The sequence below is a fragment of the Arenimonas sp. genome (assembly GCF_022842045.1).
Classification (GTDB): Bacteria; Pseudomonadota; Gammaproteobacteria; order Xanthomonadales; family Xanthomonadaceae; genus Arenimonas.
On sequence record NZ_JALHQI010000005.1, the window covers coordinates 1 to 15192 of the forward strand.

Below are 15192 nucleotides of genomic sequence, written 5' to 3' on the forward strand. Positions count from 1 at the left end.
CCGGCAGGCCTGCGTGCTGCTGCAGCGCCAGCCGCAGCGCCGGCGGAGGCGCGATCGCCTGCAGGCCGCCCGCGCGCGACTCCGCCTTGTGGCCGGGCAGGCGCAGGCCGCCGGGGAAGGAGTGCAGGCGCACGGCCGGCGCTCGCCCTCAGCGGCCGCTGAAGGTCGGGCTGCGGCGGGCCAGGAAGGCGCTGGTGCCTTCCTTCATGTCCTCGGTGCTGAAGGTGACCGCGAATACCTGGGTCTCGAACTCGAGGCCGGCATCCAGCGCGGCTTCGCCGCCGACCAGCACGGCGTCGAGGATGCCGCGCAGCGCCTGCGGCGCGGCGTTGGCCAGCTGGTTCGCCAGCTTCAGGGTCTCGGCCTCGAGCTCGGCGGCCGGCACCACGCGGGTCAGGATGCCCAGCGCGGCGGCCCGGGCAGCGTCGATCGGCTGGCCCAGCAGGCACAGCTCCAGCGCCGCGGACCGGCCGGCCAGGCGCAGCAGGCGCTGGGTGCCGCCGAAGCCGGGCACCAGGCCGAGGTTGATCTCGGGCTGGCCGACCTTGGCTGTGTCGGCGGCGATGCGCAGGTGGCAGGCCATGGCCAGCTCCAGGCCACCGCCGAGGGCGAAGCCATTCACCATCGCCACCACCGGCTTGCCCAGCTGCTCGATGCGGCTCATCAGTCGCTGGCCGTGGCGCGAGAAATCGCGGGCCTGGGCCGGGGTGAGGCCGTTCATCTCGGCGATGTCGGCGCCGGCGACGAAGGCCTTGGGACCGGCGCCGGTAAGCACCACCACGCGCACCGAGGCATCGTCCGCGGCCGCGGCGAAGGCGTGGTGGAGTTCGGCCAGGGTGTCCTGGTTGAGGGCGTTGAGCTTGTCGGGGCGGTTGAGCGTGATCCGGCGGACGGCGCCGGCGTCCTCGACGAGCAGGTTGCGGAAGGTCATGGGGACTCCGTTCGGGGCGGTGATTCCAGGGAACTCTCGGCGTCCGCGCGGGTCGGACAGGGGCGACTGGCCCGTGTCAGTAGCGGTTCAGCCGTGCGGGGGATATCCTAGCGCGGCCTTTGGGACGCCACAGCGCCCCCTTTCCACCACTGGAGATTCCCTGATGAAGTTGCGTCTGTTGGCTGCCTCCCTGGCGGCCCTTGGTCTCGGGGCCGGCGTCGCCGTTGCCCAGACCGCCCCGGCCCCCGCCCAGCAGCAGGCCCCTGCGCCGGCGCCGCTTGACAAGGCCGTCCTGAACTACGCCATCGGTTACGACCAGGGCGCTGGCCTGGCCGAGCTGGGCACCGACATCGACATCAATGCGGTCATCCGCGCGATGCAGGATGGCTATGCCAAGAAGCAGCCGGCCTATCCGCAGGCGCAGATGGAAGCCCAGCTCGCCGGCTTCTCGCAGCGCATGAACGCCAAGATGCGCGCCCAGCTCGAAGCCGCCGCGCGCGAGAACCGCGCCAAGTCCGAGGCCTTCCTGGCCGCGAACCGCACCAAGTCCGGCGTGATCACCCTGCCGAGCGGCGTGCAGTACCGCATCATCGAGACGGGCACCGGCCCGAAGCCGACGCCGGGCAGCACGATCGAGATCCACTACCGGGGCTCGATCTCCACCGGCCAGGAGTTCTTCAACACCTACGCCCAGAACACGGCGGTCCCGCCGCCGGCGTCGCTCAAGATCGAGCAGTTCCCGGTCGAGGGTGGCCGCGAGGCGTTGATGATGATGCCGGCCGGTTCGCGCTGGGAAGTCTTCGTGCCGCCGGGCAAGGCCTTCGGCGACAATCCGCGCCCCGTGGGCCCGGGCCAGGCCCTCGTGCTCGACATCAAGCTCATCAGCGTCAAGTAATCCCGCGGTCCGCCGCGCCCCCGGGCGCGGCGGACTGGCGTTGCCTGCATGCAAACCCCTTATCGCGCCGTCCTCAGCCCCTGCGTCGGGATCTGTTCCCTGGACGCCAACGGCCTGTGCGAAGGCTGCCACCGCACCAGCGCCGAAATCGCGCGCTGGTCGCAAATGAGTGACGACGAGCGCCTGCAGTTCATGGACGTCGTCCTGCCGCGTCGCGAGGCGCAACGGGTGTGAGCCCGCGGTTCGATCCTTTCGAACGCCTGCCCCGCGCGCTTCATTCGCTCGACCACCCCCCGTCCGGACCCGGCTGGAACCACGCCGAACTCGCCGACCTGCTGCCGCTGGACGTGCCCCTGCGCCTGGCCGCCGTGCTGGTGGCGCTGGTGCAGCGTCCCGGCGGCCCGCGCGTGCTGCTGACGCGCCGCACAGAAGCGCTGAGGCTGCATGCCGGGCAGGTCAGTTTCCCGGGCGGCCGGATCGAAACCAGCGACGCCGACCCGGTGGCCGCCGCGCTGCGCGAGGCGCACGAGGAAGTCGGGCTGGCCTCGTCGCATTCCTCGCCGCTGGGCTACCTCGATCCGTTCGTGACCATCACCGGTTTCCACGTGTATCCGGTGGTGGCCATCGTGGGCGACGGCTACCAGCCGGTCGTGGATCCGTCGGAAGTCGCCGAGGCCTTCGAAGTGCCGCTGGACTTCCTGCTCGACCCGGCCAACGTGCACGAGCTGGAGGTGGACTGGCAGGGGCGTCGCCGCCGCCTGCTCGAGTACCGCTACGAAGGCCACCGCATCTGGGGCGCCACCGCGGCGATGCTGGTGAACTTCCGCCAGCGCCTGGAGCAGGCGGCGTGAACTGGCAGGCGCTGGTGTCGCCCGAGGACCTGGCCGCGGCGCTCGGCCGCGCCGAACTGGTCGTCGTGGACTGCCGCCACGTGCTCGCCGATGCCGATGCCGGCGAGCGTGCCTGGCGCGAATCGCACGTGCCCGGCGCCAGCCACGCGCACCTGGACCGCGACCTCAGCGATCACGGCAAGCCAGCCGCCTTCGGCCGCCACCCGCTGCCCGACGCCGCGGCGTTCAATGCCCTGCTGGTGCGCCTGGGCATCACGCCCGCGCACCAGGTGGTGGCCTACGACGCGGGCGATGGCGCGATGGCAGCGGCGCGCTTCTGGTGGCTGCTGCGGCTGGCCGGGCACGTTCGCGTCGCGGTGCTCGATGGCGGGTTCGCGGCATGGACGGCGAAAGGCCTGCCCGTGGACGCGAACCTGCCGACGCCCGCGCCGGGACGCTATTCGGCGGGGTTCGACCCAAGCCAGGTCGCAACGACCGACGAGGTCCTCGGGCGCCTCCCGGGGCCTGCGGGATGGTTGCTCGATGCACGTGCGCCCGAGCGCTTCCGCGGCGAAGTGGAGCCCCTCGATCCCGTGGCCGGCCACATCCCGGGTGCGGTGAACCGGCCGTTCGGCGCCAATCTTTCCGGCGGCCGCTTCAAGCCCGCGGAGGTACTCGCTGCCGAGTTCAGGGCGCTGCTCGGCGCGCGCTCGCCGTCGGAGCTCGTGCTGTCCTGCGGCTCGGGCGTGACGGCCTGCCATAACGCACTGGCGATGGCGCACGCCGGGTTGCCGGGTGCGCGTGTTTACGCGCCATCCTGGAGCGGTTGGGTCAGCGACCGCGCGCGGCCGGTGGCCACCGGCGACTGATCAGAGCCTGAGCGCGTCGTCCGGTCCGGCGGCAGGCACCGGCAGGATGTCCACGCGCGTCAGCTCGACGCCATCCACCGTCATCCTCCAGCGGCCATCGACCCGCCGCGGCGGGTGCGTCACCTCGAAGCTGGCGCTGAGCAAGCCCATCCCGATCTTGAAGCCGCGTTCGTTGAACGAATGGCAGGCGCCCTCGATGGTCAGCCGGGACGTGCCGGTCACGCGCTCGTAGTCGGCGTGGCCGTCCGCGCGGATCACCAGCAGCGTGCCGTCGCCGCGCCAGTGGCCGACGTAGTTGGCGTAGTCCGCCGGCACGGGCTTGGCGCAGGCCACCAGCCACAGGCAGGCGGCCAGCCACAGCCAGCGGGCGGACGGCCGGGCGCTCACTTCTTGAGCCGGGCCACCAGCGCCTGCAGCGCCGCCTGCGTGTCAGGGGCGTACCAGGCGTCGATGAACCCCTCGAGCTGGCGGTCGTCGAAGCCTTCCAGCGCGGCGACCAGGTCGGCGCGGGCGATGCGGCGCGTGGCCAGCATCGCGGCCGACGGCAGCGCCAGCAGTTCCTCCAGCCAGTGTTTGGCGCGCACCAGGACATGTTCGGCGTCGGTGAGTTCGTCGACCAGGCCGATGGCCTGCGCCACCTCCGATTCCACCAGCGCACCCGACACCAGCAGGCGCTCGGCGCGGTAGGGGCCGACCACGCGGCGCATCAGGTGCTGGATGGCGTCGGGCGCGACCAGGCCCACCTGCACTTCGTTCAACCCGATGCGGAACGGTCCGCGGGCCATGACCCGGTAGTCGCAGCACAGCGCCAGCACGCAGCCACCGGCCGGGCTGTGGCCGCCGATCGCGGCCACGACCGGCACGGGGCAGTTCGCGATGGCGCGCGCGGCGGCGAACAGCGAAGCCCAGCCCGGCCCCAGCGCGGCGCGATCCAGGCCCATCAGGTGCGGCACGTCCATGCCGCCGGAGAACACCTTGCTGCCGCCGGTGAGGATGATGCCGCGGGCACCCTCGGCGGGCGCGGCCTGGACCGCGGTGCGCAGCGCACTGAGCAGTTCCGGCGTGAGCGCATTGACCGGCGGGCGGGCCAGCCGGATTTCCTGGATGTGTCCGTGGCGGTGGAGTTCGATCATGGCCAAGCCTTCAGTCGATGCGTACGTCGGGGGCCCAACGATACCGCACCGTGTAGGTCAGGCGCGCCTCGCCGCCCGCGGGCACGGCCAGGTCGAACCAGGCGGACTGGGCATCGCGCTCGCCGGGCTGCACGCTGGTGCTGGTGATGTCCCAGTCGCTCCAGCGCGGCATCGCCTCGTGGATGCGCACGGTGGCGGCCTCGTCCTTGGCATTGCGGACGAGCACGCTGACGCGCTCCTCCATCTGGCGGCCGGCGCGGTCGACGCGGAACGACTCGCGCTTGCGCTCGGCGGTGAGGTCGAAGACGGTGCCCAGCGCCAACTCCACTTCCGCGTTGGCGGGCGTGTGGCCCAGCATGGCCTCGCCCAGCAAGTTGCCGCCATCGAACACGCGGACACGGCCGGCGGGCAGCGGCGCGCCCAGCCCGGTCGCCTTGGCATTGGTGAAGCCGAGGCTGGCGATCACCGGCTGCTCGCCTTCGACGGCATTGAAGTTGGCGTCGATCATGGGCTGCGGCGGGCGCCAGGTGCCGATGGGTGCGCGGGTTTCGTACCGGCGCTGGCAGGCGATGCCGTTCGCCGGTGCCACCAGCGGGATTCGCTGCACGCTGCCCTGCGGCAAGTCGGCGCTGCCCGGGATGCGGTAGGCGTGGTATTCGCCGGAGGCTTCCGCTGCCGGCGCCGGTGCCGCCATCGCGTCCATCATCACTTCGCTGCGATAGGCCTTGGCCATGCGCGGCCCCGAAGCCTGGGTGCGGTTCGGTTCGCCTGCGACCAGGGTCAGGGCCACGCCGTTGAAGTCGGCGCCGGCGCGGTTGGCGACCATGGCCGCGCCCTCGAGGTCCATGCGGCAGGCGCGCGCGCCGCCGGACACATCCACCTGGTAGTCGGCGCGCCAGGCCAGGCCGGCGGTGGCGTAGCCGAGGTTGAAGGTTTGCCGGCCAGCACGGCTGGCGACCAGCTCCCAGCTCAGCGTCGGCTCGTTGACCAGGCCGGCGGGCAGGCGCGGCAGTTCGAAGTTCGAGTAGTTCGCCAACACCTTCACCCGGCCGTCGGGCAGGCGCAGGGTGAGGCCGTTGCCGGCGGCCAGCAGCACGCCGGTGTAAGACTGGCGGGCATCGCCGACCGACTGTTCGACGGTGACGGTCTGGCCCAGGGCGCGGCGCAGCAGGTCGTCCTGGCCGGCCAGCGCGAAGTCGAAGCGCTGGCTGCGCACCTGGGCATTGCCCTGCGGGCGCAGGCGAACGGTGCTGGCATCGAGTGCGGCGGGCAGGCCGCCGAGCGACACGGAATTGCTGCCGCTGGCCAGGTCGAAGCCCAGCGCGGACGCGACCAGGGCATAGCCGGGACCGCCGGGCATGGCTTCCGACTGCACGACGGCGTCGTAGTCGCCGCTGTAGAGGGTGAGCCGGGTTTCGGCGGCGTCGGCCGTGGCTAGGGTGGGCAGGGCGATGGCGGCGGCGAGCAGGGTGCGTTTCATCAACAACTCCTTGAGGCGCGTGGGATTATCATAGGCCCATGAACGCACTGCGCCTTGTCTTGGGGTTAACCGCGGTCCTGTCGGCTTCAGCCGCCGTTGGGGCTCCACCGGATTGCATGCCGGTCATCGAAACGCCGTGGGTGCGCGCCGCGCCGCCGGGGGCCGCTTCGCTGGCGGGCTACCTGGTGCTGCGTAATCCCTGCGCGGCGGCGGTGGAAGTGGCCGATGTCGAAAGCAAGGACTTCGGCATGCCGATGATCCACCGCACCGTGGTCGAGGACGGCGTCAGCCGGATGCGGCCGGCGGGGAAACGGGTGGTCGCGCCCGGCGAGACGCTGCGCTTCGAGCCCGGCGGCCTGCACCTGATGCTGATGCGCCCGCTGCGGCCGCTCGCCGAAGGCGACACCGCGCGCGTCCGCCTGGTGCTGGCGGACGGGCGGCGGGTGTTCGCGGAGTTCCCGGTGCGACGCGAAGCGCCCGCGGCGCCTTGACTCAGCCGCCGCAGGCGGCGCGCACGTTGTCCGGCAGCGGCACCGACTGCCCGCTGCGTTCGATCCACACCAGCACGGTGTGGCCGTCGCAATAGACGATGGACGGATCGGCCGCCGACAGGATCCGGTGGCCGAGCGTGAGGCTCTTGCCGCCGACCCGTTCGGCGAACAGCTCGATCCGCAGCGTCTCCGGCCAGTGTGCCGGGCGGCGGTAGTTCACCGTCACCGACGCCATCACCGGCGCCGAGGTCTCGCCGGCCCAGTCGCTGGAAAGCGACTTGAACCAGCGCACGCGCGCCTCCTCGATGTAGCCGAGGTAGCTGGCGTTGTTGACGTGGTTGAACGCATCCATGTCGCGCCAGCGCGACTCGATGTCGAGGGTGTAGACGGTCGGGGTCATGCGCTCTTCCGGGTGGCTTTCTTGGCCGGCGCGGCCTTCTTCGCGGCCGGGCGCGGCGGCAGCCCGGTGGCTCTGGGCGTCGCCGCCTTCTTCGTCGGCAGCACGGCGTCGGGCGCCAGCATCTTGGCCAGGAAGCGGCCGGTGTGGGAGGCGGCGACGGTGGCCAGGTGCTCGGGCGTGCCTTCCGCCAGGATGCGGCCGCCGCGGTGGCCGCCTTCCGGCCCCAGGTCGATGACCCAGTCGGCGGTCTTGATGACGTCGAGGTTGTGCTCGATCACGACGATGGTGTTGCCGTCGTCGCGCAGCTTGTGCAGCACCGCCAGCAAGTGCTCGATGTCGTGGAAGTGCAGGCCGGTGGTGGGCTCGTCTAGGATGTAGAGCGTTCGGCCGGTGTCGCGGCGGCTGAGCTCCTTCGACAGCTTCACGCGCTGGGCCTCGCCGCCCGAGAGCGTGGTGGCCGACTGGCCCAGCTTGATGTAGCTCAGGCCCACGTCGACCAGGGTCTCGAGCTTGCGGGCAAGCGTGGGTACCGGCTCGAACAGCTTGAGCGCGTCCTCGACCGTCATCTCCAGCACGTCGTGGATGGTGTAGCCCTTGTAGCGGATCTCGAGCGTCTCGCGGTTGTAGCGCTTGCCGTGGCAGACGTCGCAGGGCACGTACACATCCGGCAGGAAGTGCATCTCGACCTTGATCAGGCCGTCGCCCTGGCAGGCCTCGCAGCGGCCGCCGCGGACGTTGAAGCTGAAGCGGCCCGGCGAGTAGCCGCGGGCGCGCGCCTCGGGCACCTGCGCGAACAGCTCGCGCAGCGGGGTGAACAGGCCGGTGTAGGTGGCCGGGTTCGAGCGCGGCGTGCGGCCGATCGGGCTCTGGTCGATGTCCACCACCTTGTCGAACAGGTCCATGCCCTGCAGCTCGCGGTAGGGCGCCGGCGTGTGCGAGGCGCCGTTGAGCTCGTTCGCGGCCAGGTGGTAGAGGGTGTCGTTGATCAGCGTGGACTTGCCCGAGCCCGAGACGCCCGTGATGCAGGTGAACAGGCCCGCCGGGATCGCCAGGTCGACGTCCTTGAGGTTGTTGCCGCTGGCGCCCAGCAGCCGCAGCATCATCTTCGGGTTGGGCCGGTGGCGCTGCTTCGGGATCTCGATTCGGCGGCGGCCGGACAGGAAGGCGCCGGTGATCGAACGCGGGGCCTTCAATACGTCCTCGTAGCTGCCCTGGGCGATCACTTCGCCGCCGTGCACGCCGGCGCCCGGGCCGATGTCGACGATGTGGTCGGCGAGGCGGATGGCGTCTTCGTCGTGCTCGACCACGATGACGGTGTTGCCGAGATCGCGCAGGCGGGTGAGGGTGCCGAGCAGGCGTTCGTTGTCGCGCTGGTGCAGGCCGATGGACGGCTCGTCCAGCACGTACATCACGCCCACCAGGCCGGCGCCGATCTGGCTGGCGAGGCGGATGCGCTGGGCTTCGCCGCCCGAGAGCGAATCGGCCTTGCGCTCGAGCGTGAGGTAGTCGAGGCCGACGTCGACCAGGAAGCGCAGGCGGTCGCGGATTTCCTTGACGATCTTGGCGGCGATCTCGCCGCGCCAGCCGGCCAGGCTCAGGTGCGAGAAGAACTCCAGCGACTCATCCACCGGCAGTTGCGTGAGTTGCGAAAGATTGCGGTCGGCCACCAGCACGTTGCGGGCCGAGCGGTTCAGGCGCGCGCCGCCACAGTCGGGGCAAGGGCGGTCGGAAATGAACTTGGCCAGCTCCTCCTTCACCACCTGCGATTCGGTTTCGCGGTAGCGGCGCTCGAGGTTGGGCAGGATGCCTTCGAACACGTGCTTGCGCTGGGTGCGGCCGCCGGATTCGGTGAGGTAGGTGAAGGTGACGATCTCCTCGCCGCTGCCGTAGAGCACGGCCTGGCGCACCTGCTCGGCCAGCTCCTGCCACTGGGTGTCGGGGTCGAAGCCGTAGTGCTTGGCCAGCGAGGCGATCAGCTGGAAGTAGTAGGCGTTGCGGCGGTCCCAGCCGCGGACCGCGCCGGCGGCGAGGCTGAGCTCGGGATGCACCACCACGCGGGCCGGGTCGAAGAACTGGGTGATGCCCAGGCCGTCGCAGGTGGGGCAGGCGCCCATCGGCGAGTTGAACGAGAACAGGCGCGGCTCGAGTTCGGGCAGGGCGTAGTCGCAGACCGGGCAGCTGAACTTCGACGAGAACAGCAGCGGTGCCGCTTCGGCATCGTCGAGGTCCTGCACCTGGGCCAGGCCATCGCCGAGCTTGAGCGCGGTCTCGAAGCTCTCCGCCAGCCGCTGCTTGAGGTCCTCGCGCGGCTTGAAGCGGTCGATCACGGCCTCGATGGTGTGCTTCTGGCGCAGGGCGAGGGTGGGCACCGCGTCCAGCTCGTGCAGCACGCCGTTCACCCGCACCCGCACGAAGCCCTGGGCGCGCAGCTGGTCGAACACCTGGGCATGTTCGCCCTTGCGGTCTCGGACGACCGGGGCCAGCAGCATGTAGCGGCGGTCCTCGGGCAGGGCCAGCACCTGGTCGACCATCTGGCCCACGGTCTGGGCCTCGAGCGGGTAATGGTGGTCCGGGCAGCGCGGGCTGCCGACGCGGGCGAACAGCAGGCGCAGGTAGTCGTAGATCTCGGTGATGGTGCCGACGGTCGAGCGCGGATTGTGCGAGGTGGACTTCTGCTCGATCGAGATGGCCGGGGACAGGCCCTCGATGTGGTCCACGTCCGGCTTCTCCATCACGCTCAGGAACTGCCGGGCGTAGGCCGACAGCGACTCCACGTAGCGGCGCTGGCCCTCGGCATAGATGGTGTCGAAGGCCAGGGAGGACTTGCCGGACCCGGACAGGCCGGTGATGACAATGAGCTTGTCCCGGGGCAGGTCCAGGTCGATGTTCTTGAGGTTGTGGGTGCGGGCACCGCGGATGCGGATCGTGTCCATGCGCCTGGGGGCGGCTCCGGAGGGAGGAACCCGGCAGTCTAGCAGCCCGCCGTCGGCAGGCCGTGACTCCCCGTTCGCCGGTCCGAAGTCTAGGCCCGTCAGGCACTTACCCTGCCTGGACCGCCTTGCCGGCGGCTCGCGCCGCCGCCGCCGGGGGCCCCGTCCCGCCCGGGGCCGGGGTCGGGTCAAGGACGGGGTGCCGCCCCGGTGGCGGGTGGAAGCGGGAAGGGTTTGACCGGCAAAGGGTTTTTCGCCTAGAATCCCGCTTCTGTCCGTTGACCGCGGGCAGGCATTGGTCAAAATAACTACAGAGGAATCCCGGTCATGTACGCAGTCATCGTTACCGGCGGTAAACAGTACCGCGTGATGCAGGGCGAGACCCTGAAGGTCGAGAAGCTCGACCTCGAAGAAGGCCAGTCCTTCGACATCGAAAGCGTCCTGATGGTGGGCAATGGTGACAAGGTCACCGTCGGCACCCCGAACGTCGCCGGCGCCAAGGTCACCGCGAAGATCAAGTCGCACGGCCGCCTCGACAAGGTCCGCATCGTCAAGTTCCGCCGCCGCAAGCACCATCGCAAGCAGATGGGCCACCGGCAGTACTTCACCGAAATCGAAATCACCGGCATCGCCGGCTAAGCCCGAGGAGATAACGTCATGGCACAGAAAAAAGGCGTAGGCTCGTCCCGCAACGGCCGCGATTCGAACCCGAAGTACCTGGGCGTCAAGATCTACGGCGGCCAGGCCATCGAAGCGGGCAACATCATCGTCCGCCAGCGTGGCACCGAGTTCCACCCCGGCATGGGCGTCGGCCTCGGCCGCGACCACACCCTGTTCGCCCTGGTGGACGGCGTGGTCGACTTCTCGGTCAAGGGTCCGAACAAGCGTCGCACCGTGAGCGTGGTCCCGGCGGCCTGAACCCCGCCCGGCACCGCCTGAAGGGCCCCGCTTCGGCGGGGCTTTTCGTTTCAGTATCCTGCCGGTCCCGGCCCGCGCCCTTCACGGCGCGGCGCGGACGGCCCACAATCGCGGCGAACGCCCCGTTCCGCCGCCCGGGAAGCGCCCAGTGAAGTTCGTAGACGAAGCCCAGATCATGGTCAGTGCCGGTGCCGGCGGTAACGGCTGCATCAGCTTCCGGCGCGAGAAGTTCATCCCGCTCGGCGGCCCCGACGGCGGCGACGGCGGCAACGGCGGCAGCGTCTGGCTCGAGGCCGACGAGAACCTCAACACCCTGATCGACTTCCGCCACCAGCGCCAGTTCCGCGCCCAGCGCGGCCAGAACGGCATGGGCCGCCAGGCCTTCGGCAAGGCGGGCGAGGACGTGGTGATCCGCGTGCCGGTCGGCACCGAGGTCATCAACGTCGAGACCGACGAGATCATCGGCGACCTCACCGACCATGGCGACCGCCTGCTGGTCGCGCAGGGCGGTGTCGGCGGCAAGGGCAACGTGCACTTCAAGAGCTCGGTGAACCGTGCGCCGCGCAAGGCCGGCACCGGCACCCCGGGCGAAGAGCGCGAGATCCGCCTTGAGCTGAAGCTGCTGGCCGACGTCGGCCTGCTCGGATTCCCGAACGCCGGCAAGTCCACCTTCATCCGCGCCGTCTCGGCCGCGACGCCGAAGGTGGCCGATTACCCGTTCACCACGCTGTACCCGAACCTGGGCGTGGTCAGCGTCGAGATGGACCGCAGCTTCGTGATCGCCGACATCCCCGGCCTGATCGAGGGCGCGGCCGACGGCGCCGGCCTGGGCAGCCTGTTCCTGCGCCACGTGCAGCGCACCCGCGTGTTGCTGCACCTGGTGGACATGGCGCCGTTCGACGATGGCGTCGATCCGGTGCAGCAGGTGCGCGCCATCGAGAACGAGCTGCGCAAGTACGACCCGGCCATGCTCGAGAAGCCGCGCTGGCTGGTGCTCAACAAGTGCGACCTGATCCCGGAGGACGAGCGCCAGGCGCGCGCCGAAGCCGTGGTGAAGGCGCTGGACTGGAAGGAACCCTGGTTCATGGCCTCGGCCATCGGTCGCGACGGCACCTGGCCGATCGTGCTCAAGATCCAGCAGTTCTTCGACGACAAGAAGGCCGCCGAGCTGGAGGCCGCGGAAGACGCGGCCGCGCGCGCGGAGATGTCCCGCAATGCCTGAGGCCGGCCTGCAGCACGCCGGCATGGCCGGCCGATCCAAATCCCAGGCAGCAAAAAGGCCGGCTTTCGCCGGCCTTTTCTCGCCGATCGGCCGGGCGCCCGGGGGCGCCGCGGGATCAGGCCTGCTTCAGGGCCTTGATGTGGGCGCTGATGCGGCTCTTGTGGCGGGCCGCCTTGTTGCGGTGGATCAGGCCACGGGCCGAGTAGCGGTCCAGGATCGGCTGGGCGGTCGCGAAGGCGGCTTCGGCGCCGGCGGCGTCCTTGGCTTCCAGGGCCTTGATGACCTTCTTCACGGCGGTGCGCAGCATGGAGCGCTGGCTGGCATTGCGGGCGTTGCGGACGACGGTCTGCTTGGCGCGCTTCTTGGCGGACTTGATGTTGGCCACGGAGGGCTCCTGAAATCGAGGGTTGTTAGCCGGGTCGTTGGAAACCGGCGGGAAATTTGGGGTGCCGGCGGGGGTGGAGCTGGAAAGACCCGAAATTATGGGGGATTCAGTAGCTTGAGTCAATTACCCCTGGCGCCGGCCGGAGGCAGGGCATGAGCCGGGGTGGCCTGCTGCGGTCCACGGCGGTGTTCAGCGCCATGACCCTGCTGTCCCGGATCGCCGGCTTCGTCCGGGACGTGGTCCAGGCCCAGCTGTTCGGCGCCGGCGGCATCGTCGACGCCTTCGCGGTCGCCTACCGCATCCCCAACTACCTGCGCCGCATCTTCGCCGAGGGCAGCTTCGCCTCGGCCTTCGTGCCGGTGCTGTCCGAGCTGCGCCAGAAGAACGACCCGGCGGCCCTGAAGGACTTCCTGGACCATGTCGCCGGCGCCCTGTGTGCGGCGGTGCTGGTGGTCAGCGGCCTGGGCATGCTGGCGGCCCCGCTGGTGGTGGCCACCATTGCCCCGGGCAGCCTGGACGACCCGGCCAAATTCCAGCTCACGGCCGACCTGCTGCGCATCGTCTTCCCCTACCTGGCCCTGGTGTCGATGACGGCGCTGGCCGGCGCTGTGCTGAACTCCTTCCAGCGCTTCGCGCTGCCAGCCGTGACGCCGGTGCTGCATAACCTGGCCGTGATCGCCGCGATGATCTGGCTGTCGCCCCGGCTTGAGACCCCGATCACCGCCCTGGCCTGGGGCGTGCTGGCCGCGGGCGTGCTGCAGCTGGTGCTGCTGTGGCCGGCGATGGGCCGGCTGGGGCTGCGGCCACGGCTGCGCCTGAAGCTCAAGCACCCGGGCGTGCGAAAGGTGGGCCGCCTGATGCTGCCGACGCTGTTTTCGTCCTCGGTGGCCCAGCTCAACCTGATCGTCGGCACCGTGTTCGCCTCGTTGCTGGTGGACGGCAGCCAGAGCTGGCTCTACTACTCGGATCGCCTGATCGAGTTCCCGCTGGGGCTGTTCGGCGTCGCGCTGGCCACCGTGATCCTGCCGCACCTCTCGCGCCGCAGTGCCGATGCCGATGCCGAGGGCTATGCCTCCGCGCTCGACTGGGGCCTGCGCACGGTGCTCCTGCTGGCCATCCCCGCGGCGCTGGGCCTGGCCCTGCTGGCCGAGCCGCTCTCGGCCACCATCTTCGAGCGCGGCGAGTTCAGTGCCGCCGACAGCCGCATGACCGCGCTGAGCCTGATGGCGATGAGCCTCGGCATCCCTGGCTTCATGGCCAGCAAGGTGCTGCTGTCGGCCTTCTACGCCCGGCAGGACACCCGCACGCCGATGAAGGCGGCGATCCGCACGGTGCTGATCAACGTGGCACTGACGGCGGCACTGGTGACGCCGCTGTGGCTTTGGAAGGTGCCGGGCGCCCACGCCGGCATCGCCCTGGCGACCGGCCTGGCGGGGTTGGCGAACGCCTGGCTGCTGTGGCGGGCGCTGCGCCGCCAGGCCAGCTTCAGCCTGTCGCCCGGCTGGGGGCGGCACCTGGTCCGGATCGCCGTGGCCAGCCTGGCGCTGGCGGCGGCCGTGCTGGCCGCCAACCATGCGGTGGGCGACTGGCGGGCCTGGTCGGGCGAGCTGCGCTGGCTGCTGATGCTGGGCGTGGTGGCCGCGGGCGCCGCCGCGTACGGCCTGGGCCTGCTTGCCAGCGGCTGGCGGCCGCGGCAGCTGCGCGGGCCGTGACCGCAGCTGGCTATAATTCGGGCATGAGCAGGCTGTTCCGGGACGTCGAGGGCGAATCACTTTGCCCGCAGGGCAGCGTGGTTTGCATCGGCGCCTTCGACGGCCTCCACCTGGGGCATCGGGCGCTGGTCGGCCACGTGCGCACCCGTGCGCGCGCCGCCGGGCTGGCGGCCGTGGCGCTGAGCTTCGAGCCGCTGCCGCGCGAAGTCTTCGGGCGCGACCAGGCGCCGCCGCGGCTGTCACTGCCGCGCGCCAAGTTCGAGGGCCTGCGCGACCTCGGCATGGACGTGGTGGGGCTGCTGCGCTTCAACGCGGCGATGGCGGCGATGGCGCCCGAGGATTTCGTGCACCGCGTCCTGGTGGAACGGTTGTCCGCGCGGGAAGTCTGGGTCGGGCCCGAATTCCGCTTCGGCCACCGCCGCACCGGCGACTTGGCGCTGCTGAAGGTCCTGGGCGCGACCCACGGTTTCACCGCCGACTCGATCGCCCCGGTGGTCGCGGGAGGCGAACGCGTCTCCAGCACCGCGCTGCGCCAGCAGTTGGCCTCGGGCGACCTCGAGGGCGCCGCGCGCGAGCTGGGCCGGCGTTATGCGATCAGCGGAAAAGTGGTGCGCGGCAAGCAGTTGGGCCGCACGCTGGGCTATCCCACGGCCAATATCCGCTTCGCCGGCAAGCGCCCTGCGCTGTCGGGCATTTACGCCACGTGGGTGCACGGTATCGGCCCCGCGCCGATGGCCAGCGTCTCGAGCCTGGGCACGCGGCCGACGGTGCAGGGCGTGGAGCCGCTGCTCGAGGCGCATGTGTTCGACTTCGAGGGCGACCTGTACGGGCGCCGGCTTGAGGTGGAGTTCGTCGCCAAGCTGCGCGACGAGGAAAAATTCAACGACTTGCCCGCCCTGGTCCGGCAGATGGATCGGGACTCGGCGCAAGCCCGGCGCGTTTTGCGCCACGACATGCAGGAAAGCGGAGCGTTGGCGTGACCGAGAACGGCGGCAA

15 protein-coding genes and 1 pseudogene are annotated in these 15192 nt (G+C 70.6%); 9 read left to right on the forward strand and 7 right to left on the reverse strand.

Annotation, left to right across the window (positions count from 1 at the left end; translation table 11 throughout):
- Positions 1–148: 148 nt before the first annotated feature.
- Entirely contained in the window at positions 149–931 is a 783-nt protein-coding gene (locus Q0C12_RS02110; RefSeq protein WP_290885543.1) for an enoyl-CoA hydratase-related protein, read from the reverse strand.
- Between the two features lie 163 nt (positions 932–1094).
- On the opposite strand from Q0C12_RS02110, the gene Q0C12_RS02115 reads away from it, so the two are divergent.
- From Q0C12_RS02115 to Q0C12_RS02130, 3 genes and pseudogenes are all read left to right on the forward strand, one after another.
- On the forward strand, positions 1095–1826 hold the full coding sequence (locus Q0C12_RS02115) for an FKBP-type peptidyl-prolyl cis-trans isomerase N-terminal domain-containing protein (protein WP_290885546.1): 732 nt from the start codon (positions 1095–1097) through the stop codon (positions 1824–1826).
- A 48-nt stretch (positions 1827–1874) separates the two neighbouring features.
- Positions 1875–2677, forward strand: a pseudogene (locus Q0C12_RS02125) (CoA pyrophosphatase).
- Positions 2674–3525: a sulfurtransferase gene (locus Q0C12_RS02130; RefSeq protein ID WP_290885554.1), complete on the forward strand. Its 852-nt coding sequence runs from the start codon at positions 2674–2676 to the stop codon at positions 3523–3525. The pseudogene Q0C12_RS02125 and the gene Q0C12_RS02130 overlap by 4 nt, the downstream one beginning before the upstream one ends.
- Here the strand turns inward: Q0C12_RS02130 and Q0C12_RS02135 are convergent, their stop codons facing one another.
- From Q0C12_RS02135 to Q0C12_RS02145, 3 genes are read right to left on the reverse strand one after another with little or no spacing between them, the layout of a single operon-like run.
- The gene (locus Q0C12_RS02135) at positions 3526–3912 is read right to left on the reverse strand and encodes a hypothetical protein (RefSeq protein WP_290885557.1); all 387 of its coding nucleotides are present in this window, start codon (positions 3910–3912) and stop codon (positions 3526–3528) included. It lies immediately after the preceding gene.
- The gene (locus Q0C12_RS02140; protein WP_290885559.1) at positions 3909–4658 is read right to left on the reverse strand and encodes an enoyl-CoA hydratase/isomerase family protein; all 750 of its coding nucleotides are present in this window, start codon (positions 4656–4658) and stop codon (positions 3909–3911) included. Before Q0C12_RS02140 ends, Q0C12_RS02135 begins: the two co-directional genes overlap by 4 nt.
- 10 nt (positions 4659–4668) lie before the next feature.
- Entirely contained in the window at positions 4669–6138 is a 1470-nt protein-coding gene (locus Q0C12_RS02145) for a DUF4139 domain-containing protein (RefSeq protein ID WP_290885562.1), read from the reverse strand.
- Between the two features lie 116 nt (positions 6139–6254).
- On the opposite strand from Q0C12_RS02145, the gene Q0C12_RS02150 reads away from it, so the two are divergent.
- Complete coding sequence (locus tag Q0C12_RS02150; protein ID WP_290885565.1) at positions 6255–6629, forward strand: copper chaperone PCu(A)C; 375 nt, start codon at positions 6255–6257, stop codon at positions 6627–6629.
- A gap of 1 nt (position 6630) precedes the next feature.
- Here Q0C12_RS02150 and Q0C12_RS02155 read toward each other — a convergent pair whose 3' ends face one another.
- On the reverse strand, positions 6631–7029 hold the full coding sequence (locus Q0C12_RS02155; RefSeq protein ID WP_290885568.1) for a thioesterase family protein: 399 nt from the start codon (positions 7027–7029) through the stop codon (positions 6631–6633).
- The gene (uvrA, locus tag Q0C12_RS02160) at positions 7026–9962 is read right to left on the reverse strand and encodes an excinuclease ABC subunit UvrA (RefSeq protein WP_290885571.1); all 2937 of its coding nucleotides are present in this window, start codon (positions 9960–9962) and stop codon (positions 7026–7028) included. The genes Q0C12_RS02155 and uvrA overlap by 4 nt, the downstream gene beginning before the upstream one ends.
- Positions 9963–10286: 324 nt before the next feature.
- On the opposite strand from uvrA, the gene rplU reads away from it, so the two are divergent.
- The 3 genes from rplU to cgtA all read left to right on the forward strand — a co-directional run bounded on the left by rplU (position 10287) and on the right by cgtA (position 12099).
- A complete protein-coding gene (rplU, locus tag Q0C12_RS02165) occupies positions 10287–10598 on the forward strand; it encodes a 50S ribosomal protein L21 (protein ID WP_290885574.1) in 312 nt (103 codons plus the stop codon).
- Between the two features lie 18 nt (positions 10599–10616).
- Positions 10617–10877 (forward strand): 50S ribosomal protein L27, encoded by a 261-nt coding sequence (rpmA, locus tag Q0C12_RS02170; protein ID WP_034215066.1) that lies wholly within the window; start codon positions 10617–10619, stop codon positions 10875–10877.
- Between the two features lie 148 nt (positions 10878–11025).
- Positions 11026–12099: an Obg family GTPase CgtA gene (gene cgtA / locus Q0C12_RS02175; RefSeq protein ID WP_290885580.1), complete on the forward strand. Its 1074-nt coding sequence runs from the start codon at positions 11026–11028 to the stop codon at positions 12097–12099.
- A gap of 115 nt (positions 12100–12214) precedes the next feature.
- Here cgtA and rpsT read toward each other — a convergent pair whose 3' ends face one another.
- Positions 12215–12484 (reverse strand): 30S ribosomal protein S20, encoded by a 270-nt coding sequence (rpsT, locus tag Q0C12_RS02180; RefSeq protein ID WP_034215061.1) that lies wholly within the window; start codon positions 12482–12484, stop codon positions 12215–12217.
- A 152-nt stretch (positions 12485–12636) separates the two neighbouring features.
- Here rpsT and murJ point away from each other — a divergent pair, with 152 nt between their 5' ends.
- Together murJ and Q0C12_RS02190 are read left to right on the forward strand one after the other, a co-directional pair.
- Positions 12637–14196: a murein biosynthesis integral membrane protein MurJ gene (gene murJ / locus Q0C12_RS02185; protein WP_290885585.1), complete on the forward strand. Its 1560-nt coding sequence runs from the start codon at positions 12637–12639 to the stop codon at positions 14194–14196.
- A gap of 23 nt (positions 14197–14219) precedes the next feature.
- Positions 14220–15176, forward strand: a complete 957-nt coding sequence (locus Q0C12_RS02190) for a bifunctional riboflavin kinase/FAD synthetase (protein WP_290885588.1) — start codon at positions 14220–14222, stop codon at positions 15174–15176.
- The last annotated feature ends 16 nt before the right edge of the window (positions 15177–15192 follow it).

What these genes read in the sequence shown, in the direction of transcription:
- Q0C12_RS02110 (WP_290885543.1), bottom strand. Translation starts at nt 931, where the DNA reads ATGACCTTCCGCAACCTGCTCGTCGAGGACGCCGGCGCCGTCCGCCGG.
- Q0C12_RS02115 (WP_290885546.1), top strand. Translation starts at nt 1,095, where the DNA reads ATGAAGTTGCGTCTGTTGGCTGCCTCCCTGGCGGCCCTTGGTCTCGGG.
- Q0C12_RS02140 (WP_290885559.1), bottom strand. Translation starts at nt 4,658, where the DNA reads ATGATCGAACTCCACCGCCACGGACACATCCAGGAAATCCGGCTGGCC.
- Q0C12_RS02145 (WP_290885562.1), bottom strand. Translation starts at nt 6,138, where the DNA reads ATGAAACGCACCCTGCTCGCCGCCGCCATCGCCCTGCCCACCCTAGCC.
- Q0C12_RS02150 (WP_290885565.1), top strand. Translation starts at nt 6,255, where the DNA reads ATGCCGGTCATCGAAACGCCGTGGGTGCGCGCCGCGCCGCCGGGGGCC.
- Q0C12_RS02155 (WP_290885568.1), bottom strand. Translation starts at nt 7,029, where the DNA reads ATGACCCCGACCGTCTACACCCTCGACATCGAGTCGCGCTGGCGCGAC.
- uvrA (WP_290885571.1), bottom strand. Translation starts at nt 9,962, where the DNA reads ATGGACACGATCCGCATCCGCGGTGCCCGCACCCACAACCTCAAGAAC.
- rplU (WP_290885574.1), top strand. Translation starts at nt 10,287, where the DNA reads ATGTACGCAGTCATCGTTACCGGCGGTAAACAGTACCGCGTGATGCAG.
- rpmA (WP_034215066.1), top strand. Translation starts at nt 10,617, where the DNA reads ATGGCACAGAAAAAAGGCGTAGGCTCGTCCCGCAACGGCCGCGATTCG.
- murJ (WP_290885585.1), top strand. Translation starts at nt 12,637, where the DNA reads ATGAGCCGGGGTGGCCTGCTGCGGTCCACGGCGGTGTTCAGCGCCATG.
- Q0C12_RS02190 (WP_290885588.1), top strand. Translation starts at nt 14,220, where the DNA reads ATGAGCAGGCTGTTCCGGGACGTCGAGGGCGAATCACTTTGCCCGCAG.